Origin of the sequence: Saccharopolyspora shandongensis, assembly GCF_900106995.1 — a bacterium.
Taxonomy (GTDB): Bacteria; Actinomycetota; Actinomycetes; order Mycobacteriales; family Pseudonocardiaceae; genus Saccharopolyspora; species Saccharopolyspora shandongensis.
In genome coordinates this window covers 83,286-104,901 of the sequence record NZ_FNOK01000006.1, presented here as the reverse complement: position 1 = coordinate 104,901, position 21,616 = coordinate 83,286, and the positions used below count along the sequence as shown (strand labels likewise).

The following is a 21,616-nucleotide window of genomic DNA, read 5'->3' as shown; positions in this document are numbered from 1 at the left end:
CCCCGAACCGCCCGGAAAGGCGGCTGCGGATGATCACCGCCGATGGTAGCAACCTGCCAGGTTCGGTCGAACAGGTCGTGCAGGCCGAATCCGGCTACGCCTACGGTGTGATCGGCGCGGACCTCCACGTCCTCGGCGACGGCCGGCCCGTGTACCGGCTCACCAACGCCACCACCGCCACGCCCGGCACCGCGCCGGCGCTGGACGGCCACGGCCTGCCCGCCCAGCCGAGCCACCTGCTCGACGCCCGCTCCGCCGTCGTGGACTTCACCGGCCGCGACACCGAAGTCCGCGACCTCACCGACTGGCGCGACAGCGCCACCGGCCGCGCGGTCCGCTGGCTGCACGCCCCCGGCGGGCAAGGCAAAACCCGCCTCGCCCGGCACATCGCCGCCCAAGCCGCCCGCGACGGGTGGAAGGTGATCACCGCCGAGCACATGCCCACCCGGATCGACGCCGACGAACCGGCCGGCCACGACCTGCGCCCCGGCACCGCCACCGGGCTGCTGATCGTCGTCGACTACGCCGACCGATGGCCGCTGACCCACCTGACGTGGCTGTTCAGCAACAAGATCCTCATCCAGGACGTGCCCGTGCGGGTCTTGCTGCTCGCCCGAACCGCGCACCTGTGGCCGGCCCTGCACCACGCCCTCACCCAAGCCGGCTGGCCACCCGACGCCTGCACCACCAGGCCGCTGAACCCGCTGCCCGGCGAACACCACGCCCGCACCAGCATGTTCACCACCGCCCGGGACTGCTTCGCCCGCCACTACCGGCTGCCCGACGCCGCGGCGATCGACGTGCCCGACTGGCTCGAACGCGACGAGTTCGGGCTCACCCTCGCCGTGCACATGGCCGCGCTGGTCGCCGTCGACCGCCACGCCCGCACCCCGACCCGGCCGGCGCCCGAAGGCATGACCGCCTTGACCGCCTACCTGCTGGAACGGGAACGCCACCACTGGCACACTCGCCACACCACCGGCCGCGCCGGCACCGACCCCGCCGAAGGCCGCGCGGCGTTCGACACCACCCCGGCCGAGATGTGCCGGGCCGTGTTCACCGCCGCACTCACCGGCCCACTCGGCTACCGCGACGCCAAAGCAGCCCTGGACACCGCCGGCGCCGCCGCCGACACCGACCGGATGCTCGCCGACCACACCACCTGCTATCCGCCCGCCGACCCCCGCACGGTCCTCGAGCCGCTCTACCCCGACCGCCTCGCCGAGGACTTCCTCGCTCTGTGCCTGCCCGGCCACCACGTGCCCGGCCACATCCCAGACCCGTGGGCAGACGGCACCCCCGGGCTCCTACTGGCCCCCGCCACCGAGGACGGCCCGCTACCGCCGTACGCCGCGCGCGCCATCACGTTCCTCACCGCCGCAAGCGAACGCTGGCCGCACCTGATCAGCACGCTGGAGACGCTCGAAGCGCTCCTCCCGGACGATCCCGACCACACCCGCGGCGACCTCGCCGCCGCAGCCGCCGATCTCGCCGACCGCCTCGCCCGGCACCGGCTGCCGACCACCACCGACCCAGCCGCGCTCGCCCGCCTGCACGACAACCTCGGGCAGTGGCTGGACAGGGCCAGCCGCACCGAGAAGGCCACCGCCGCACACTCCGAAGCCGTGCGGCTCTACCGCCGGCTCGCCGCGACCGCGCCCGGACCGTTCGAACCCGAACTCGCCGGATCCGCGCTGCGCCTCGCCCTGTCCCGGGTGTTCGGGCGGATGACTCCTGAACGGGCCGCCGACGACGAGACCCCGGACCAGGCCCTGGCGGCGTTCCGCGAATCCATCGAGACCTACCGCCGGCTGGCGGCCGAAAACCCCGCCGAGTACAAGGTAAACCTGGTCGCGGCGCTCGGTGTGGCGGCGTTCCTCGTGCCGCACCTCGGACAGCTCCACCAAGCCGTGGCCCTCGCCGGTGAGGCCGTCGAGCTCACCCGCCAACTGGCGCGCGAGGACCCGGCCGAATACGAGCACACCATCCCGTACATGCTGGTGACCCTCGCCGCGGCCCTGGCCGGATCGCAGCCCGAACGGGCGTGCGAGTTCAGCCGCGAGGCGGTCGAACTCGCACGCCGGATGGCTCGCGAAAACCCCACCGACCGCGAAGAAGACCTCTCCTTCGCGCTGACGACGCAGGCGTCGATGTTGCTGCGGCTGGGAAAGGTCGACGACGCCCGCGCGGCACTCGGCGAGGTCGTGGAAATCCGCCGCCGGGCGCCGGACAGCCAGGCTGGTGACGCCTGGCAGGACACCATGACCGGGGTGCTGAGCACCGCTTGGGTGCACGCATCACCCGACGATGCCGCCGGCCTGGAAATAGGCGTGGAGATGGTGCGCCGCGAGGCGCGGGAGAACCCGGCCGCGACCGCTCCCGCGGCGCTCCAGGCCTACTTCAGCCTGATCTGGATGCTGGAACGGCTGGGACGGTGGGAGCAGGTCCTCGTCGCGCAGGACGCGATCCTCGACCTCGTCAGGACATCGGAGGACATCCCGGACCGCAACGACTTCCTGCTCGGCGCCCTGGTCGAGCGCAGCAGCATCCTGGCGAAGCTGGGATGGTGGGAGGAGTTGCTGAACTCCATCGGTGAGATCTCCGGCGTGCTCCTGTCCGAAAGCCCCGCGCGCGGGGCCGAGGCCTGCACCGGCAGCGCGCTGCAATCGGTGACGGCGAAGCTGGCGGACCTGCCACTTGGCGACCCCTCGGATCCCTACCAGTGGATGGCGTGCGAGGAGGCCATCGCCGTGCTCGGCGACATCGCCGCAGCCTACCGGCGGCTGGCCCGCGACGACCCGGCCGAGTATGAGCCCGGCCTGGCCGTCACGCTGAAAATGCTCGCCGAAGCGTTGTGGATCCTGGAACGACACGAAGATGCGCTGGCAGCCGGTCAGGAAGCCATCCGCTTCCGCCGCCGGCTGACCCGCGACGGCACCCCCGAACACCAGGCGCACCTCGCGCTCGCGCTGAAACGCTTCGCCGAGACTGCACAACGGTTGCAACAACATGAGAAAGCAGCGGCCGCCGCCGGGGAAGCCGCCAGGATCTGGCGCCGACTCGCACACGATGACCCCGCGGAAAACGAACCGGTCCTGGCCGCCGCACTGCACGTCACCTCAGTGAACCTGCTGCGGCCGAAGAAAGCAGCCGCTCCCGCCGCGGAAGCCATCAGCATCCTCGACCGGCTCGCCCGCGACGACCCCACCGAGCACGAGCCCCGCCTCGCCATCGTGCTGGACCACCACGCCTGGCTGCTGCGCGACCTGGGGCGGCAGGACGAATTCCGCGACACGCTGAGCCGCGTCATCGGACTCCACCGGCGACTGGCCGAACTCGACCCGGCCGCCCACTTGCCCCGGCTCGCACTGGCGTCGTGGCACCTGGCGCACCAGCACGCCACCGACGGAACACTCGCCGCCGCCTGGACCGCCGTCGAGGAAGCCGTCGGTGTCTACACGCGGCTCGCCGCTGAGGAACCGCAGGCGTTCGAAAGCGATCTCGACGGCGCCAGAACCACGATGCACGACATCCTCACCGACCTGGCCCGCCACGACCCCCACACCGGGCCGGTGGCCTGCCCCATGCCGGGAACGATCCTGCGCCGCACCGCCGGAGCTGAGGACAACGAGTGGCTCGTCCTCCTCGACCAGGCCCGGGAACCGGGGGAGGAGCCGTCCGACGACGCGATGATCGGCGGATGGCCCCTGGACGCCGCCGGACGCCCCGGACCGTTCCAGCCCAACCCGGGCTACCGGCCAGCCCACCATGGCGCCGCGACCGACCCCATCGACTTCGTGCTGCACCTGGCCGCCGCCGGCGGGCAGGTCGGCGACCGGCTCGTCCCGGCCTTCCGGCATTCCGTCGTGGAAATCGCCTGCGACGCCCAGCACCGGCCGCTGGTGGGCACTGCGCCCGACGGAGTCGCGTGCGCGCTCGTCGCCACCGCGCCCCGCCACAAGCAGCGGCTCCTGATGCAGCACTGGTGGCCGGTGCTGGGCAACGACTTGCCCGACATCATCCCCAGGGGGGTCGACATCCTCCTCAACCCCGGTGGCCCAACGCAATTCCGGCTCATCACCGCCGCTCTGGCGGCAGACGCGTAGGTGCCGGTCAGCCGAGGTCGGCGAGTTTCCGTTGGAGCACGGCCCGCTCGCGTTCGTTCCCGCACAACTCCAGGGCGAGCCGAAGCTCGGCGCGCGCCTGGTCGATGCGCCCCAAGCGGGTGAGCAGCTCCCCGCGGACGCTGGGCAGCAGGTGCGAGTTCGGTAGCGCCTGCGCGGCCGCCAGCTCGTCCACGATCGGCAACGCGGCAGCCGGTCCCCGGGCCATGCAGACCGCGACGGCCCGGTTGAGGTCGACCACCGGTGACGGCGCGAGCCGCCCGAGTGCTTCGTAGCGGAGCACGATGCGCTCCCAGTTCGTCTCGTCGACCGACGCCGCCACGGCATGGCATTCGGCGATCGCCGCCTGCAGGCCGTAGGCGCCCAGGCCCCGGCCGAGCCGCTCCGCGCGGGCCAGCGCCGCCCGTCCCCGGCGGATCGCGGCGCGGTCCCAGCGGCGGCGATCCTGGTGCTCCAACAACACCGGTTCACCGTCCGGCCCGGTGCGCGCCGGGAACCGCGCCGCGGTCAGTTCCAGCAGCGCCAGCAGGCCGAAGGCCTCGGGCTCGTCGGGCACCAAGCGGGTCAGCACCCGCGCGAGGCGCTGCGCCTCGCGCGCGAGGTCGAACCGGATCAGATCGCTACCGGAGCTGGCCGAGGACCCCTCGGTGAAGATCAGGTAGACCACGCTGAGCACCGAGCCCAGCCGCTCGGCCCGCTCCGCGGCTGCGGGCACCGCGAACGGCACCCGCGCCGCCCCGAGGGTCTTCTTGGCGCGCGTGATCCGGGCCTGCACGGTGGCGGTCGGGATGAGGAACGCCTTGGCGATCTCGTCGCTGGTGAGACCGCCGACGACCCGCAGGGTCAGCGCCACCTGCGCCTCCCGTGACAGCAACGGGTGGCAGGCGATGAACATCAACGCGAGCACGTCGTCGTCGATCTGGTCGGGATCCCACAGCACGTCCGCGGCGTCCCGAGCCGGATCGCCAGGCGCGTTCCCCGAGGCCACGCCGCCCTCGCCGAGGTCGTGGGCGAGGGCGGCGTACCGCTGGTCGAGGGCGGAGCGCCGCCGGAAGGCGTCGATCGCGCGACGCCGACCGACGGTGAGCAACCACCCCGCGGGGTTGCGCGGCACACCCTCGCGCGGCCAGGTCACCAGCGCCTCCGCCAACGCCTCCTGGGCGAGGTCCTCGGCGAGCGCGAAGTCGCTGGTGTAGCGGGCCAGGGCGCCGACGATCCGCGCGGACTCGATCCGCCAGACCGCCGCGACCGCCTCGCGGCCGGTGGGGTTCGCCGTCGCGTCCGGGCTCAGAGCTGGCCGGTCGCCTCGCGCCACGCCCGCTCCTTCTTGATCCACTCGTTGTCCTGCGGGAACTCGTCGATGCTGGTGACCCGGCGGATCTCGCACTTGCTGCCCGGGCCGGCCATCGGCGCCCGCTTCGCCCACGCCACGGCCTCCTCCTTGGAGGCGACGTCGAGGATCCAGTAGCCGCCGAACAGTTCCTTGGTCTCACCGTAGGGGCCGTCGGTGACCACCGGCGGCTGGGCGGAGTAGTCGACGACCACGCCGTCGGCGGCGTCGTCGAGGCCTTCGGCGGCGACGAGCACACCGGCCTGGATCATCTCGTCGTTGAACCGGCCCATCGCCTCCATGATCTCGTTGAAGTCGATGTTCTTGAAAGCCTCGAACGACTCGTCGGTCGCGCGCATGATCAGCATGTACTTCACGGTCGTGTCTCCCTGGGTCATCCGGGGGTCCCGATCGGACCCGCTCACCCCTAGGTCGAACGGGAAACGCCGTGGATCGACACGCCCGCCGAACTTTTTCCGAAGGGGACTCCCGGGCAGCCTACGACCAGGGCCGCGACCTGGCGATCGGCGCCAGGGCCGTTTTCACCGGGCGCGGAAGGCCACCGCGACGGCCAGCAGCGCCAGCACCGCGGAGAGCCCGAAACCCGCGAGATACGCGGTGGCAGGCGACCACACCAGCCACGCCGCGAACAACGTGCCCGCCACCGCCAGCACCGTCGTGGTGAACAACGACTCGCTGAGCTGCAACGCCGAACTGTTCACGCCCTGCTCGCGCGGAGCCGACAACCGCAGCGTCAACGCCGACAACACCGGGTACACCAGGCCCATCCCCAGCGACATCACCGCGAGCCCGCCGATGCACACCACCAGCGGCACCGCCGCGGACACCGTCGTCGCCACCCCCGCCGCCCCGACGGCCAGCAGCACCGCGCCCACCACCGGAACCCGCTCCCACCCAGGCAGACGCCCCTGCAGCCACGAACCCGCCAGCCAGCCGACCGCGGTCGTGGTCAGCACCAAACCCGCGGCGGTGGGGGACAGGCCACGCTCCCGCGACACCATCAGCGGCACGAACACCTCGGCAGCAGAGAAAGCCGCCCCCGCGATGCCGCGCAACGCCACCACGCTCGGCAGCCCCGCCCGGCCCCGGAACGTCCCCACCGGCAACAACCTCGGCGCGAACACCACCAACGCCGCCAAACCCGCGACGACCAGCACCCCCGACAGCCAGCCGGTCTGCTGCCCGCCGTAGTGCAGCAGCAACCCGCCCGCCGCCGCACCCACCGCCCACAGCGGACGGTCGAATCCGCGCTGCTGCGGCTGCGAACGCCAGGACAACCCGCGCAAGCTCGGGCTCACCAACGCCAGCGCGGGCACCGCCAGCACCATCGTCGCCAGGAACACCCACCGCCAGCTCAGCTGCTCCACCAGCAGCCCCGCCACCAGCGGGCCCACGATCGACGGCAGCAGCCACGCCCCGGCCAGCATCCCGAAGAACCGCGCCCGCAACCCCTCCGGCAGCACGTGCCCCACCACCACGTACAGGGCCACCGAGATCAACCCGCCGCCCAGGCCCTGCACGATCCGGCCCGCCACGAGCACCCACATCACCGGCGCCACCCCGGCCAGCAGCAGCCCCGCGGCGAACACCGCGACGCCCACCCGCAGCGGCACCGCAGGCCCGCGCGCATCGCTCCACCCGCCGGACACGACCATGCTCACCACACCAGCGGCCGTCGTCCCGCCGAAAGCCACCGCGTACAGCGCCAACCCGTCCAGGGAACGCGCGGCCGTCGGCATCGCCGTGGCCACCGCCACGTACTCGAAGGCCACCAGCGAGATCAACGTGAGCGTGCCGAAGGTCAACGACCGGTAGCGGCGGGAGAACAAACCCCCGGCTGCGGCGGAATCGACATCGATCGCGGACACGACCACCCCCGGGCGGCTCGGCGAACCAGACCGCCCCAGCGTTCAACCTCCACCGCACTCCAGGTCAAGCCGAAACCCCGGAACGGACCCCAGCCCGGACGCGTTTCGCCGGCCGCCGCTCCAACCACAACTGGGCCAGGATCAGCGGAACCACCCAGCCCAGCCACGTAGTCAGCCCGCCGATCGTCGACATCAAGTACTGCTCGTTGCCGCCGAACGTCGTCTCCAGCTGCGGGCCCAGCACCACACTCGCCACCACCGCCCACACCCGGTTGGTCACCGTCGAGACGGTCAGCACGAACGACCGCACCATCCACTTGCGGTGATCACCGAACCGCCGCGCCCGGCCCGCACGCCAACCCGCGACCGTGCAGCCGAACCACACCAGCCCCAGCAGCACGTTGCTCACCCGAGCCACCGGCCCGAACGGTGACACCGCGCCGATCACCATCGCCATCACCGCGGCGGGCAGCACCCCGGCGAAGACATAAGCGCGGCCGATCCAGCGGTGCGCCACCGGATACCGCCGCCGGAACGCCGGCCACACCTGGAAGCAGCAGCTCAGGATCGCCACCGACCCGAACAGCACGTGCGCCACGAGCATCGGGAAGTGCGGCGCGAACCCCGCCGCGGGCGGCACCAGCGACAGCGCCGGATCCAACGTGAGGTACCGCGGCACCGACACCACCACGAACGCCACCGCGACCAACGCCAACGGGCCCACCCACGGCCGCCGCCACCACCGCACCGACCGCGACTCCGCCGGAACCACCGGACGCTCCGCCACCACGCTCATCGACCCACCTCGAAGAAGGAGAACATGTACCCCGCACCTGATGCGTACACCGTATTGAAAAGTCGCCGAACATGCCGCAGATCAACGAAGAATCCCGGAAAATACAGGAATAGCACTAGTGCGCCCTAAGGGAATCCACGGGGTTTTCCTATAATTCCCCGGGGCAGTGCACTAGTGCGAAACCGAAAGGGGAGCGATGACGACCGGACCCCGGCCCCGACCGCCGTACCTGCGCATCGCCGAGGACATCCGCGCCCGCATCGACTCCGGCCGGCTCCGCCCCGGCGACAAGGTGCCCTCGACCCGCCAGATCATCGACGAATGGGGCGTGGCCATGGCGACCGCCACCAAAGCCCTCGCCGCCCTGCGCCAGCACGGCCTCGTGCACGCCGTCCCCGGCACCGGCACCGTCGTCAGCGACCCCACGGCGCACCACCGCACCCGGCCACGACCACCCCGGACCACCGAACCCGCCGGCCGCGAACGCATCGTGCACACCGCCATCGGCATCGCCGACCGCGAAGGCCGCGCCGCGGTGTCCATGCGCCGCGTGGCCGCCGAACTCGGCGTCGGCACCATGTCCCTGTACCGGCACGTCCCCGACAAGGACGAACTCCTCCGGCTCATGGCCGACGCCGCCTTCGCCGAAACGCCGCTGCCCGGCGCCGGCCACCGCGGCTGGCGCGCCCGCCTCGAAGAACTCGCCCGCCGGCAATGGGCCACCTACCGGCGACACCCCTGGCTCGCACCCATCGCCCTCACCTCGCTGGCCCAGCCACCGCTGCTACCGGCCGGCATGGCCCACGTCGAATGGCAACTCGCCACCCTCGACGGACTCGGCCTCCAACACCGCGACAGACTGCGCATCGCCGTCGGCCTCAACGGCTACGTCGGCGGCATCGCCATGAGCCACTCCCTGGACGCGGAATTCACCCAGGAAACCGGCATCACCAGCAGGCAACGCCACGACACCGACGAACCCGAGATGTGGAAACTGCTGGAAACCGGCCGCTACCCGCACCTGGCCGCCGCCGCGACCAGCGGCGTCGAACTCGACCTGGACGACCTGTTCGAGTTCGGCCTGCAAAACCAGCTCAACGGCATCGAACACCACCTGGCCCACCGCGCAGGACACCGCAGAAACCCACCGCGGTGACCCGCAAACACTGGCGAGCAGGGGGTGCGGCCCGGCAGGTCCGCCGGCTCTGATGTGCTGACCAGGTTCCCGACGACAGGAGTACAGGGCATGGCGGAGAACACCGGGGCCCCGCTGGGAAGTCGCTACGAGGTCTCGGACGGAGCGATGCTGCTGCACCGGTCCGGCACCGGTGGGCCGCCCGTGGTGTTCCTGGCCGGCGGTGGGATGTCCGGCCTGTACTACTGGAACGTGCACAACCTCGTCGCCGAGTTCACCACGAGCGTGATCTACGACCGGCTCGGCACGGGCTGGAGCGACGTGGTGGACCTTCCGCGCAGTGGCAAGCAGGTGACCGACGACCTGCACGAACTGCTGCGCGCCGCGTCCGTACCCGGCCCGTACGTGCTGGTCGGGCATTCGCTCGGTGGCCTGTACGCGCGGCTCTACGCGAAGCGATTCCCCGGCGACGTCGCCGGCGCGGTCCTGCTCGACCCGACCCACGAGGACATCGTCGACTACCTGACGGAGGAGAAGGCGCAGCGGCTGCGGGACTCGAACACCGACGACCCGCTCCCGCCCGAGCAGCTGGACCCGATGCGGGCCGCGTACCGGACCACGTTCGGCCGGGCGCTCGCCGCCTGGCCCGCCGAGATCCGTGAACCGCTGCTGGATCAGGGGTTCAGCAGCGAAGGCTACCGGCAGTCCCTGCGCGAGCCGATGAACCTGCCGCGGCTGTTCGGCGAAGTCCGCGACGCCGGACCCGAACCCGACGTGCCGCTGATCTTCGTGTCCGCCATGGGTACCGACACGTTCGCCGAGGAGCTGGTGCCGCCCGAAGCGCACGCATCGCTGGCCGAGTCCAACCAGACCAAGCACCGGCTGTACACCGACCTGGCCACGGCGCTACCCCGAGCCCGCGTTCGCCGCCTGGACGATGCCGGGCACTCGGGCATCGCCTGGCTCCGGCCGGACGCCGTGGTCCAGGCAATCCGCGACACGCTGTCGCACTGATCAACGGTTCACGGCCGCCCTGCACGACGTTCCACTCGCAGAGATCACCCACGACCAACCCGCCATCCCGCACGACCCCGCCGCCTACACCCTGGCCCGGCGCGCCGACTACGTCACCGCCGTGCTCGACGCCGCCGGCGCCACCACAGCCGCGTTCTGGGGCTACTCGATGGGCGCCCTCACCGGCTACGCCGTCGCAGTGCACGCCCCCGAACGGCTCACCCGGCTCGTCGCCGGCGCCTTCGACCCCATCGACGGATTCCGCTCCGCGATCGCCCCGGTCCTGCGCCACCTCGGCCTGCCGGCCGACACCGACCCCTACCCGTTCATGCACCAAGCGGCCACCGCCGACCCCGCACTGGCCGCCGTGATCGACGCCGCCGACCCCGCCGCGCTGCGCGCGAACTTCCAGGCGTTCGCCCACGAACCCGGCCAGCACCACGCGCTCGCCGCCACCGATATCCCGATGCTCATGTACGCCGGCACCGAGGACTTCTGGCACGACCCGATGCGGACCTTCGCGCAGCAGACCGGCACCGAGTTCTTCTCCCTGCCCGGCGCCGACCACCAAACCGGCTGGGACCGGGCCGCCGACGCACTGCCCCGAGTCCTGCGGTTCCTCACCGAAGACCAGAACTGACAGAACCTATTCGCCCGGCTCCTCGCCGACGAAACCATCGGCCTGCTCCCGCAGCACATCGATGTGCCCCAGGTGACGCGCCGTCTCCTCGACGAGGTGCAACAGCACCCACCGCAACGACAGATCGCGCAGCGCCGAAACGTCGTCCAGCGATGCCGCCGCCCGCACCACCTCGTCACAGCGCCGGGACTCCGCGACGTACTCGGCGAGCAGCTCCGCCACCGACACCCCGTCGGGCACCTTCAAGTCACCGTCCGGATCGTCGTCCGACCAGTCGAAGACCAGCCCCGTCTCCCCGGCGAAAACCCGCCGGAACCAGGAACGCTCCACATTGGTCAGATGACGCACCAGGCCCGGCAGGGTCAAACCCGTCGGCGTCGCCACCGACCGCAACACCGCATCCGGGGCCCCGGAAACCTTCCACACCACCAGATCGCGCTGCCGCTGCAGGAAGCTCAGCAACGCCGTGCGCTCATCACAACGATGCGCAGTCGCGGTCATGCCGAACCGGATACCACTCACCCCCGCAGAAGGAAAACCGGGTGCGGAAGGAGAATCCGCACCCGGCGCCGGCCTCACCGCGAGGCCATCAACTCGTCGAACGACGGGAACCGCTGCGCGGTGTCCGTGGCGCAGAAATCGCCCACCCAGCCGTCCTCGTCGTGGAAGAACCGGATCGCCACGAAATCCGGGCTCGTCCCCATGTCGAACCAGTGCGTGGTGTTCGCCGGCACGCTCAGCAGGTCACCCGCCTCGCACAGCACCGCGTACACCTTCTCGCCGATGTGCAGGTAGAAGACCCCGGCACCGCGGGCGAAGAACCGGTCCTCGTCATCGTCGTGGGTGTGCTCTGACAGGAACTTCTCCCGCGCCGCCTTCGCCTGCTGCGCCCACTCCGGATCACCGTCGCGCGGCGTCATCACCGCCGCGTCCACCTTGATGTAGCCCTCGGCGTCGATGACCCGGTCGACCTCGGCGCGATACGCGGCCAGCACGTCGTCGGCGGACGCGTCCGCCGCCAGCTCCTTGAGCTCCCAGCGCTCGAAGCGCACCCCGAACTGCTTGAGGACGTCCGCGATCCGCGCGCCGTCCTCGGTGCGCAGCTCCACCGTGCCGGGATCGGTGTCCGGCCACACAGTCAGCAACGTCATGCCACACCCTCCTGGAATCCGTTCGTGGCCAAGGTGAACTGGAACAACCAGTCCAAGCATTCCGTGCGGTGCCGGGCCTGCACCAGATCCCGGCCCCACACGTACAAGCCGTGCCGGGCCACGATCACCGCCGGCGTCGCAGCGTCGAAACCCGCCTCGAACGCATCGCCCAGCACGCCCATGTCCTGGCTGTTGGGCACCACCGGCACCGTCATCACATCGTCGTCGCGGCGCCCGAGACCCTTGAGCATCTCCAGATCCCGCAGCACCACACCGCCGGGCCAGCGCTGCCCGGCCACCACCGCGGAAAGCATGTGCACGTGCACCACCGCACCCGCACCGGCCACCGCCGCGATCCGCGCGTGCAACCCCGCCTCCGCCGACGGTCGCTGCCCGGGATCGGGCTGATCGGGCACCGCCGCCCCGGCGGAGTCCACGACCACCACGTCCTCGCCGGTCAGCTCGCCCTTGTCCAAGCCGCTGGCCGTCACCGCCAGCCGCAGCGGCTCCCGCTGCAACGTCACCGACAGGTTGCCGGACGTGCCGCGCATCCAGCCCAGCCCCGCCATCCGCGCCGACTCCGCGGCCAACGCCGCCCCGGCCTGCTCCAGACCGACGCTCACACGATCACCCCAAGCTCAACATCGTCGAAAGTGGACACCACCGGATGCGACCCGAAATCGGCGTCCGCGAACGGCTCCCCGGCCCGGGCCACGCCCACGGTCCGCCAGCCCGCCGCCGCGGCGGCATCCACCTCCGCGGGAACATCCGAGAAGAACACGATCTCGCCCGGCGCCGAACCCAGCCCCGCGGCGATCGCGTCGTAGGAGGCGCGCTCCCGCTTCGGCCCGGCGTTGACCGTGTCGAAGTGGTGCGAGAACAGCCCCCGCAGGTCACCGGAGGTCGTGTTGGAGAACGACGCGACCTGCCCGGCCACCGAACCCGAGGAGAACACCGCCAGCCGCAGGCCCCGGTCCAGCCAGGACCGCAACGCCGGCACCACGTCCGCGAAGTAGTCGGTGGTCAGCTCCCCGCGGGCGTACCCGTCGGCCCAGATCAGCCCCTGCAACGTCTTCAACGGGCTGGCTTTGCGGTCGGCGTCCATCCAGCCGTGCAGCACCGCCACCACCTCGGCGGTGCCGGCCTGCTCGGCCAGCCCGGCGTCGGCCTTGACCTGCGCGACCGCCTCGGCGACCACCGGATCGTCGCCGTGCGCGTCGATCCAGGGACCCAGCCGAGGCCGCGCATAGTCGTAGAGCACCACGTGCACCTGGCTGGTGGCGGTCAGCGTTCCCTCGATGTCCAGCACGACCCACTTGGCCGCGACCTGCACGCTCACCGTGCCGTCCCCCGTTCCTCGTTCCAGTACTCGTGCACCCGGTCCGGCGCGAACGCACCCCGGTCGGTCACCACTGTGGTCACGAACCGCGGATCGGTGACGTCGAAGGCCGGGTACAGCCCCCGGACCCGCTCGCTGGCGCTGCGCCGCCCCAGGGTGTGCAGCACCTCGTCGCCGTCGCGGAACTCGATCGGCACGTCCGCGCCGGTGGCCGACGCCGGATCCGGGGCGTGGCACAACGCGTGGAAGGGCACCCCGAAGGCGTTCGCGGCCACCGCCAGCTGCAACGTCCCCACCTTGTTGATCACGTGCCCGTCCATGGTGACCCGGTCGCTCGCGGTCACCAACGCGTCGACCTCGCCGGCCCGCATCAGGGATGCCGGCATGCCATCGGTGATCAGCGTGGTGTCCACGCCCATCTCCGCCAGCGTCTCCGCGGTCAACCGCGCGCCCTGCAGGTACGGGCGGGTCTCGGTGCACACGAACGACGGCCGCTTGCCCATCTCCAGCGCCGCCTCGACCAGCCCCACCAGGTACAGGTCGCCCCAGCAGTGCGTCAGGATCCGGCCGCCCTCCGGCAGCAGCGCCGCGCCGGCGCGCCCCATCTCGCGGCTGCGCCGCCGGTAGTCCGCGTCCCCGGCCCGCGCGCCGGCCAGCGCCGCGGCGGCCACGTCATCGCCACCGGCGTGCACCGACGCCATGACCCACTCCACGGCCTTGCGCGGCTGGTCGTTGGTCGGGCGGGTGGCGATCAACCGGTCACCGGCGGCCCGCAGCCGCTCGCGCGCGGTCGCCGGATCCTGCCCGGCGGTCTCCCGCGCGGCCAGCACCATGCCCCACAGCACCGCGAAGTACGGCCCGGACGACTGCGTCACCATGTCCTCGATCGCCGCGGCGACCTCCTCGACGGTGCGGGCGTGCACCCACCGGTGCTCGAACGGGAACACCCGGCGATCCAGGATGTGCACCCCGTCCTCGGCCAGCCGCACGCTGTCGGCCAGCGTCGGCAACCCCGGGTGTGCGGCAGGTGGCGGCATCGAATCCTCAACTAGGCGCAACAGCAGGTGAACAGGTCTTCACCAGGGTATCGATCCCGGCCAGAGCACCGGCAACACGATCCACATCGCGGAACCGGCGGTTTGCTAGGGTTCCGGTACCGACCAAGATCGGACGGTCAGCGGCCCGGCGACACCGGGACCGCACGCGACACCGGGCCCGCGCCACCGCCCACTCCGGGACGTCTCCCGAGGGCCGCGCCGAGGCCGAGTCGAGCCCCGCGTCCAACCCCGTGCCACGTCACACGAGCACCCGGCCGCGCCCGGGCGCGAGATCCTGGAGGCCAACCGGTGATCGACTCCCGGCCCACCGAGACCGGCCCCGTCCTGCGGGTCACCGACATCGACGTCGTCCGCGACGGGAACTACCTGCTGCAGTCGATCTCGCTGGAGGTCCACCGCGGCCAGCACTGGGCGCTGCTGGGCGCCAACGGCGCCGGCAAGAGCACCCTGCTGAACCTCCTCGGCGCCGTCAACCACCCCACCCGCGGCGCGGTTGAGGTCCTCGGGCACCGGCTCGGCCGGGTCGACATGCGGCAACTGCGTTCCTACGTCGGCCACATCAACCCCCGCCACCCCCTGCAGAGCCCGCTGCGGGTCCGCGACGTCGTGCTCACCGGCGCCACCAACACCACCGAACCGGTCCCGCGCTGGCAGCCCACCGACGAACAATCCCGGCAGGCCGACCGCCTGATCGGCATGCTCGGCATGGCCGGCAAGACCGACGCCCGCTGGAACACCCTCTCCCAGGGCGAACGCGGCCGCGCCCTCATGCCCCTCCCGCGGCTGCTTCTGCTCGACGAACCCGCCACCGGCCTGGACCTCGCCGCCCGCGAACAACTGCTCACCAGCCTCGACGCGCTGCGCGCCGAACACCCCGACCTGGCCACCGTGCTGGTGACCCACCACCTCGAAGAGCTCCCCGCCAGCACCACCCACGCCATGCTGCTGCGCGAAGGCCGCTGCCTGGCCGCCGGGGAAGTGGCGGACGTCCTGACCACCGACGAGGTCAGCAAGTGCTTCGACCACCCGGTCCGCATCACCCGCACCGGCGGCCGCTGGCACGCCCGCGCCGACCGATGACAGAACCCGCCACGTAGACCGGAGAACCGGTTGCTCCGATCCGTGGCAGCAACCGGAAACACACCCAGCGCCTGCGAACCGGCGTGGTACCAGTGGAAGCGATCTGCGCTGCCAGCGGTACTCCCGGCCAGACGGGCAGGTGAGCTGAGGTGTCCTTCGGTGTCCGCGCGGCCCGGCCGGTCATGGCGATCGCGATCGTCACGACCTACATCGCCCTGCACGTGGCGATCACCGCGGGCCTCGACCGGCAAACCCGCGACCGCTTCCACGACGCCCCGGCCCAAGCTGCGGCCTTCGCCGCCGCGCTCGACCGCTACGCCGGCGGGGATCAGCCTGCACACGCGGAAATCCTCGAACGCAACGCCTGGTTCGAGCGCAACGCCCCGCTGACCGCCAGCCGCTCGACGATCGCCGCCGCCACCGACCACGCCGAGCACGGCAGATTCCCCGCCGCCCGCGAACGAGCCGGCAGGCTGGCGGCGGAAATCCGGCAGGATCAGCAAAAACTCGACCAAGACCTCGGCACGTCGAGCACGGCGGCGCTGTGGTGGGCGGTGGCCGCGGGAGCGCTCGTCATGCCGTCGCTGTGGCTCAGGCACCGGCGCCGGGCCGCCGCTGCGGAGATCGTCGAAGCGGTCCGCCCGTTCGTCCCGCACCAGCCGTGGTGGCGGCGACCGGTGTTCCTCACCGTCAGCGCGGCCGGGTACGGGCTGTTCGCGGCAGGATCCATCGGAATCTCCACCCTGGAACGAGGCCACCGGCTGACGCTGGGCGTGCCCGCGTACTCCATGCTCGGCAGCCTTCTCGCCCTCGGAATCCAAGGACTCCTCCTGCTCGGCGGCCTGCTCGTCCTGTGGGCCGGATTCCTGACCCTGCGCTATTCCCGGCCCCGCGCGGCGCGCGGCGCGACCCAAGCCCTGCTCGCCGACGGCCGCCGGCCCGTGCTCTACCTGCGCAGCTTCGCCGACGACGACATCGCCGCACAGGTCGACGACGCCGTCCCCCTCAACATCCATTCCTGGGAGGAGCAGCTCGTGAGCGCGCTGACCGCCTTCGGCCCCGTGATCGCTGTGGGCAAGCCCGGGGAACCGCTGCCGCGCCTGGGAGCGGCGCGGTGCTACCTGCCGCGCGACGACTGGCAAACCGAGGTCCGCCGGCTCATGGACCTGTCGCAACTGATCGTGCTGCGCTTGGGCACGGGGGAGGGGCTGTGGTGGGAGGTCGAGCAGGCCCGCGCCACCCAACCCGCGCGCAAACTGCTGCTGCTGATGCCGAGCGACCCGGCAGACGTGGCCGAACGGCTGGACGAGCACCTGCCGACGCCGACCCGGCTCGACGAAGGGGCCACCGGCGACCACTGGACCTCAGCCGTCGTCGCATTCGACCCCGACTGGAATCCCCGCTTGTTCCCGGTCAAACCCACACCCGACACCCGGAACACGCTCGCGCATCGCACGATCCGCGCGGTCAAGCGGGCACTGGGATTCCTGGTTCTGAGCGTCCCCGCGCGGAGTGCGGCCCGCGCGATGAAGGCCGCCCGGGTATCGGTGGGCGACCGCACACCGGCGATGGTGCTGCGGGTGAACATCGGCATGCTCGTGACGCTGGGCAAAGGCCTGCTGCTGATCGCTGCCCTAGCGCTGCTCATCCGTGCCCTGGAGCTCGCCGGCGTCGGTTAGCTCGAGCCTCCCGAAGACCCGGAAACGACGGGACGCCAAGGAATCCGGCGGTTTCACGAACCCTGGAGGAATCATGGACGCTGCAGTGCAGGGCACACCGACGGAGCGGTACCGGACGGTGACCGGCGTGGCCACCGCCGCGAAAGCGCTGATCGCCTCGGTGCTCGTGTGCGACGTGCTGGACACCGCATTCACCTGGCACGCCCACTTCGTCGTCCGCGACTACCTGGCCGGGAACGCGACGACCGCGGATCTCGAAGCGGCCGATCTCGTCACGACGCTGGTGGCGATACCTGCGCTGCTGGTGTCCATCGCGGCGGGCGTGGTGTTCCTGATCTGGCTGTGGCGGGCGCGGATCAACGCCGAACTGCTGGGCGGCCGCTCCGCGCACCGCCGATCCCGGGGCTGGGCGATCGGCGGCTGGTTCGGCCCGGTGGTCAACCTGTGGTTCCCGTACCAGGTCGTGTCGGACATCTGGCGGGCCAGCGCGCCCCGGCGGCAGGCCCCCGGTGGCCTGATCATCGCCTGGTGGGTGCTGTTCGTCGCCGTCACGATCATCGGCCAGATCCTCCTGCGATCCTCCCTGGAGGAGATCACCGAGCAGGGACTGCAGGAGGCCGCGAACCTGGCCACCCTGTCCACGATGCTCAACCTGGCCTCAGGCGTGCTGATCGTCATCATCATCACGCAGATCACCACGTGGCAGACCGCAACGCCGCAACAGCCCACGGAGACGCACGCCACTCCTGGCGCGGTCGACCACAGCACCGCACGCATGGCGCTGATCACGCTGCTGCTGGGCGTGTTCAGCCTGGTGCCGCTGCTGATCGTGCCGGGCATCGTCACCGCGGTCCTGGTGCTGCTGCGCGCCAACCGCGGCCCGGCCACTCCTGAGCCGGAGACGACCGGCCCACCCGAGACAACGGCCGTCGGCGGCACGGCAGGAAGCAGAACCACCGCCGTGGTGATGGCCCTGTCCGGCCTGCTGTTCTCCGTGACGTGGAGCGGAATCTGGGCCTACGCCGTCGTGGACGCGACGCGCGGCCCCGAACCTTCGACGACCCTCGCCGACTGCGAGAACCCGCCCGCGGGCAGCGCCACCATGTGCACGATGAAACCCGGCGACTGCTTCACATGGCCGGGCGAGGCCGACCGGTTCCTCACCGTCGCGCTCGCGTCGTGCACCCAGCCGCACGACGCGCAGGCCATCGGCGCCTACACCGCAGACGACGGGCCGTGGCCGGGATGGGATGCGTTCCAGAACCAGATCGACGCGTGGTGCGGCCCGATCGCCCAGCGGAACGTGGATGCGAGCGCCGTCTCACCGGACGACTCGCTGGGCCTCATCACACCGGACCAAACCGCGTGGGACGGCGGCCACCACACCGCGTTCTGCGCGGTCGTCAGCGAAGCAAGCGGCTACCGGCAGTCGATCCTGGTGCCCGACGCCGACCTGTCCGTCCCGACGCGGTAAAGCGTTGTGGGCCGGGCGGGACACCCCACCCGGCCCACAAGACACCCGGATCAGTCCGTGCCGTACTCCATCGCGGCCCGGTCGAGGGTCTGACCTTCCTCGGAGTCCTGGCCGCGGGAGGCGATCGCCTCGGCGCCGCCCTGCGGCATCGCCCCGATCAGCCCCGTCGACGCCGCCTGCGCGGCACCGATCAGCGCCGGGTGACCGGTGCCGACCATGCCGATGCCCGCGTACTGCTCCAGCTTGGCGCGCGAGTCCGCGATGTCGAGGTTGCGCATCGTGAGCTGGCCGATCCGGTCCACCGGGCCGAACGCCGAGTCCTCGGTGCGCTCCATCGACAGCTTGTCCGGGTGGTAGCTGAACGCCGGGCCGGTGGTGTCCATGATCGAGTAGTCCTCACCGCGCCGCAGCCGCAGCGTCACCTCGCCGGTGATCGCCGTGCCGACCCAGCGCTGCAGCGACTCCCGCACCATCAGCGCCTGCGGGTCCAGCCACCGGCCCTCGTACATCAGCCGTCCCAGCCGCCGACCCTCGTTGTGGTAGTAGGCCAGGGTGTCCTCGTTGTGGATCGCGTTGACCAGCCGCTCGTACGCGGCGTGCAGCAACGCCATCCCCGGCGCCTCGTAGATGCCGCGGCTCTTGGCCTCGATCACCCGGTTCTCGATCTGGTCCGACATGCCCAGGCCGTGCCGGCCACCGATCGCGTTCGCCTCCATCACCAGGTCGACCGCGGTGGCGAACTTCTTGCCGTTGATCGTCACCGGACGGCCCTGCTCGAAGCCGATCGTCACGTCCTCGGCGGCGATCTCGACCTCCGGATCCCAGAACCGCACGCCCATGATCGGGTTCACGGTCTCGATGCCGGTGTCGAGGTGCTCCAGCGTCTTGGCCTCGTGCGTCGCGCCCCAGATGTTCGCGTCGGTCGAGTAGGCCTTCTCGGTGCTGTCCCGGTAGGGCAGGTCGTGCGCCAGCAGCCACTCCGACATTTCCTTGCGGCCGCCGAGCTCGGACACGAAGTCCGCGTCCAGCCACGGCTTGTAGATGCGCAGCTGCGGGTTGGCCAGCAGGCCGTACCGGTAGAACCGCTCGATGTCGTTGCCCTTGAACGTCGAGCCGTCGCCCCAGATCTGCACGTCGTCCTCGAGCATCGCCCGGACCAGCAGGGTTCCCGTGACAGCCCGGCCCAGCGGCGTGGTGTTGAAGTACGGGCGCCCAGCGGAGCGGATGTGGAACGCACCGCAGGTGAGCGCGGCCAGGCCCTCCTCGACCAGCGCCGCGCGGCAGTCGACCAGGCGCGCGAGCTCGGCACCATAGGTCAGCGCACGACCGGGCACCGAGGCGATGTCGGGCTCGTCGTACTGGCCGATGTCGGCGGTGTAGGTGCACGGGACGGCGCCCTTGTCGCGCATCCACGCGACCGCGACAGAGGTGTCGAGGCCCCCGGAGAAGGCGATGCCGACGCGCTCGCCGGTGGGCAGGGAGGTGAGAACCTTGGACATGGAAAAGAGTATGCATTGCGACGTATGATCATGCAAAACTGGGGTGCACGACGTCCCCTCCGCAGAGAGGTACCCATGTCCCTGGCACTGCCCGAGAACCTCACCGACACCGTGATCGCGATCCGCCACCTCGCCGACCGCGACGCCGAACCCTTCGCCGCCGGCACCACCGACGCCGCCGTACGCCGCTTCGCGCACCTGCCCACCCCGCACTACACGGCCGAAATCGTGCGCGAACAGATCCGCGGCGTGATCGCCGACGGCCTGCGCGAGGGAAATCTGGCGGTGCTGGCCATCGCCGACGCCGCCGACGACCGCTTCCTCGGCTCGATCACCGTCTTCGACATCCGCGGCACCACCGCTGAAGTCGGCTTCTGGCTGAACCCCGCCGCCCGCGGCCGCGGCGCCACCCGGCGAGCCCTCGACCTCGTCGCCGCCTGGACCCGCGACCACGGCATCACCACGCTGCGGGCCCGCACCGAGGACACCAACACCGCATCCCAGCAGGCCCTCGAACGCGCCGGGTTTCGCCACGTCGCCGGGCCGACCCCCGAGATCAGCCCCAGCGGGGAAACCATCAACGGCCTGACCTACCACCGCGACCTGGCCTGACCCTCCGAGCCAGGATCATCCCGATGAAGAACGCGCTTCCATGCCGTCGCCTGGCGTCGTGGTGATGGGGTCGATCCCGACCTGGCCGGACACCCAGATCGTGTCGCCGACCCGGGGCGCCCGCGAGAAGGTCCCGACTGACAGGTCGGCGGTAGCGCCGCCGGTCGAAACCCGGTTGTCCCGCATGATCCCCGAGGGCTAGCGTACCGGCGGGATGCTGTCGATCATGGAGGCCCGTGATGTTCTCGGTCCCGCTTGGCTCTGATGGCGCACGCTTGTGCCCGCTCGAACCGTGGCACGCCGAGGAGTTCCTGGCCCACCTCGATCGTGGCAGGGAGTTCATCGGGCAGTACATCGGCTTCGCCGACCGCGCGACGGATCTGGACTCCAGCCGGGCACTGCTGCGCGCGTACGCGGACAAGGCGGCCACCGACACCGGCCGGATCTACGGCATCTGGACCGGTGACACCCTCGTGGGCGGCGTGTTGTTCCGCAGGATGGACCTCAAGCACGGAGTCGTCGAGGTGGGCTGCTGGCTCGAGCCGGCGGGCACCGGGAAGGGCCTGGCCACCCAGGCCGCCCGCGCGATCATCGACTGGGCGGTGGAGACCCGGGGCGCGCACCGCGTGGAGTGGCAGGTCAAGGCGGGCAACCTGGCGAGCATCGCGGTGGCCCGCCGACTGGGCATGACCCGCGACGGCGTGCTCCGTGAGGCCATGCTGCACCGGGGAAAGCGCTTTGACCTCGAGGTATGGTCGGTGCTCGCGCCGCAATGGCGCGCTCAGCACCTGTGACA

Annotated in this window: 20 protein-coding genes; 10 read left to right on the top strand and 10 right to left on the bottom strand. The window is 71.3% G+C overall.

What is annotated here, in order from left to right; genetic code table 11:
* The first annotated feature begins 29 nt into the window (after positions 1 to 29).
* Positions 30 to 4,106, top strand: a complete 4,077-nt coding sequence (locus BLW84_RS08590) for a type VII secretion system-associated protein (protein ID WP_093263357.1) — start codon at positions 30 to 32, stop codon at positions 4,104 to 4,106.
* Positions 4,107 to 4,113: 7 nt separating this feature from the next.
* Here BLW84_RS08590 and BLW84_RS08585 read toward each other — a convergent pair whose 3' ends face one another.
* The 4 genes from BLW84_RS08585 to BLW84_RS08570 all read right to left on the bottom strand — a co-directional run bounded on the left by BLW84_RS08585 (position 4,114) and on the right by BLW84_RS08570 (position 8,139).
* Complete coding sequence (locus BLW84_RS08585; RefSeq protein ID WP_093263727.1) at positions 4,114 to 5,415, bottom strand: RNA polymerase sigma factor; 1,302 nt, start codon at positions 5,413 to 5,415, stop codon at positions 4,114 to 4,116.
* Entirely contained in the window at positions 5,412 to 5,831 is a 420-nt protein-coding gene (locus BLW84_RS08580) for a YciI family protein (RefSeq protein WP_093263724.1), read from the bottom strand. Before BLW84_RS08580 ends, BLW84_RS08585 begins: the two co-directional genes overlap by 4 nt.
* A 165-nt stretch (positions 5,832 to 5,996) precedes the next feature.
* Entirely contained in the window at positions 5,997 to 7,343 is a 1,347-nt protein-coding gene (locus BLW84_RS08575) for an MFS transporter (RefSeq protein ID WP_093263722.1), read from the bottom strand.
* Between the two features lie 64 nt (positions 7,344 to 7,407).
* On the bottom strand, positions 7,408 to 8,139 hold the full coding sequence (locus BLW84_RS08570) for a DUF2306 domain-containing protein (protein WP_093263355.1): 732 nt from the start codon (positions 8,137 to 8,139) through the stop codon (positions 7,408 to 7,410).
* 196 nt (positions 8,140 to 8,335) lie between these two features.
* Here BLW84_RS08570 and BLW84_RS08565 point away from each other — a divergent pair, with 196 nt between their 5' ends.
* From BLW84_RS08565 to BLW84_RS08555, 3 genes are all read left to right on the top strand, one after another.
* On the top strand, positions 8,336 to 9,295 hold the full coding sequence (locus BLW84_RS08565) for a TetR/AcrR family transcriptional regulator C-terminal domain-containing protein (RefSeq protein WP_093263352.1): 960 nt from the start codon (positions 8,336 to 8,338) through the stop codon (positions 9,293 to 9,295).
* Between the two features lie 90 nt (positions 9,296 to 9,385).
* Positions 9,386 to 10,288, top strand: a complete 903-nt coding sequence (locus BLW84_RS08560) for an alpha/beta fold hydrolase (RefSeq protein ID WP_093263349.1) — start codon at positions 9,386 to 9,388, stop codon at positions 10,286 to 10,288.
* A 121-nt stretch (positions 10,289 to 10,409) separates the two neighbouring features.
* On the top strand, positions 10,410 to 10,928 hold the full coding sequence (locus tag BLW84_RS08555; RefSeq protein ID WP_143060894.1) for an alpha/beta fold hydrolase: 519 nt from the start codon (positions 10,410 to 10,412) through the stop codon (positions 10,926 to 10,928).
* 6 nt (positions 10,929 to 10,934) lie between these two features.
* Here BLW84_RS08555 and BLW84_RS08550 read toward each other — a convergent pair whose 3' ends face one another.
* The 5 genes from BLW84_RS08550 to BLW84_RS08530 all read right to left on the bottom strand — a co-directional run bounded on the left by BLW84_RS08550 (position 10,935) and on the right by BLW84_RS08530 (position 14,455).
* Positions 10,935 to 11,429 (bottom strand): DinB family protein, encoded by a 495-nt coding sequence (locus tag BLW84_RS08550; protein WP_093263344.1) that lies wholly within the window; start codon positions 11,427 to 11,429, stop codon positions 10,935 to 10,937.
* A 74-nt stretch (positions 11,430 to 11,503) separates the two neighbouring features.
* Positions 11,504 to 12,079, bottom strand: coding sequence for a 1,2-dihydroxy-3-keto-5-methylthiopentene dioxygenase (locus tag BLW84_RS08545; protein WP_093263342.1), 576 nt, complete (start codon positions 12,077 to 12,079; stop codon positions 11,504 to 11,506).
* Positions 12,076 to 12,702: a methylthioribulose 1-phosphate dehydratase gene (gene mtnB / locus BLW84_RS08540; protein ID WP_093263339.1), complete on the bottom strand. Its 627-nt coding sequence runs from the start codon at positions 12,700 to 12,702 to the stop codon at positions 12,076 to 12,078. The genes BLW84_RS08545 and mtnB overlap by 4 nt, the downstream gene beginning before the upstream one ends.
* Positions 12,699 to 13,418 carry an acireductone synthase gene (mtnC, locus tag BLW84_RS08535; RefSeq protein WP_093263336.1) on the bottom strand — a complete coding sequence of 240 codons (720 nt, stop codon included), beginning with the start codon at positions 13,416 to 13,418 and terminating at the stop codon, positions 12,699 to 12,701. The genes mtnB and mtnC overlap by 4 nt, the downstream gene beginning before the upstream one ends.
* On the bottom strand, positions 13,415 to 14,455 hold the full coding sequence (locus tag BLW84_RS08530) for a s-methyl-5-thioribose-1-phosphate isomerase (RefSeq protein WP_093263334.1): 1,041 nt from the start codon (positions 14,453 to 14,455) through the stop codon (positions 13,415 to 13,417). The genes mtnC and BLW84_RS08530 overlap by 4 nt, the downstream gene beginning before the upstream one ends.
* A gap of 309 nt (positions 14,456 to 14,764) precedes the next feature.
* On the opposite strand from BLW84_RS08530, the gene BLW84_RS08525 reads away from it, so the two are divergent.
* The 3 genes from BLW84_RS08525 (at position 14,765) to BLW84_RS08515 (ending at position 18,709) form a co-directional block, all read left to right on the top strand.
* Complete coding sequence (locus BLW84_RS08525; protein ID WP_093263331.1) at positions 14,765 to 15,556, top strand: ABC transporter ATP-binding protein; 792 nt, start codon at positions 14,765 to 14,767, stop codon at positions 15,554 to 15,556.
* 149 nt (positions 15,557 to 15,705) lie between these two features.
* A complete protein-coding gene (locus BLW84_RS08520; RefSeq protein WP_093263329.1) occupies positions 15,706 to 17,235 on the top strand; it encodes a transferase in 1,530 nt (509 codons plus the stop codon).
* Positions 17,236 to 17,308: 73 nt separating this feature from the next.
* Positions 17,309 to 18,709: a DUF4328 domain-containing protein gene (locus BLW84_RS08515; protein WP_093263326.1), complete on the top strand. Its 1,401-nt coding sequence runs from the start codon at positions 17,309 to 17,311 to the stop codon at positions 18,707 to 18,709.
* Between the two features lie 50 nt (positions 18,710 to 18,759).
* On the opposite strand, the gene argG is transcribed toward BLW84_RS08515, so the two are convergent.
* Positions 18,760 to 20,208 carry an argininosuccinate synthase gene (argG, locus tag BLW84_RS08510; protein ID WP_093263324.1) on the bottom strand — a complete coding sequence of 483 codons (1,449 nt, stop codon included), beginning with the start codon at positions 20,206 to 20,208 and terminating at the stop codon, positions 18,760 to 18,762.
* 75 nt (positions 20,209 to 20,283) lie between these two features.
* On the opposite strand from argG, the gene BLW84_RS08505 reads away from it, so the two are divergent.
* From BLW84_RS08505 to BLW84_RS08500, 3 genes are all read left to right on the top strand, one after another.
* On the top strand, positions 20,284 to 20,820 hold the full coding sequence (locus tag BLW84_RS08505; RefSeq protein ID WP_245761027.1) for a GNAT family N-acetyltransferase: 537 nt from the start codon (positions 20,284 to 20,286) through the stop codon (positions 20,818 to 20,820).
* A 40-nt stretch (positions 20,821 to 20,860) separates the two neighbouring features.
* Positions 20,861 to 21,022, top strand: coding sequence for a hypothetical protein (locus tag BLW84_RS47325; protein WP_177226360.1), 162 nt, complete (start codon positions 20,861 to 20,863; stop codon positions 21,020 to 21,022).
* Positions 21,023 to 21,095: 73 nt separating this feature from the next.
* Complete coding sequence (locus BLW84_RS08500; RefSeq protein WP_245761026.1) at positions 21,096 to 21,614, top strand: GNAT family N-acetyltransferase; 519 nt, start codon at positions 21,096 to 21,098, stop codon at positions 21,612 to 21,614.
* Positions 21,615 to 21,616 lie beyond the last annotated feature (2 nt).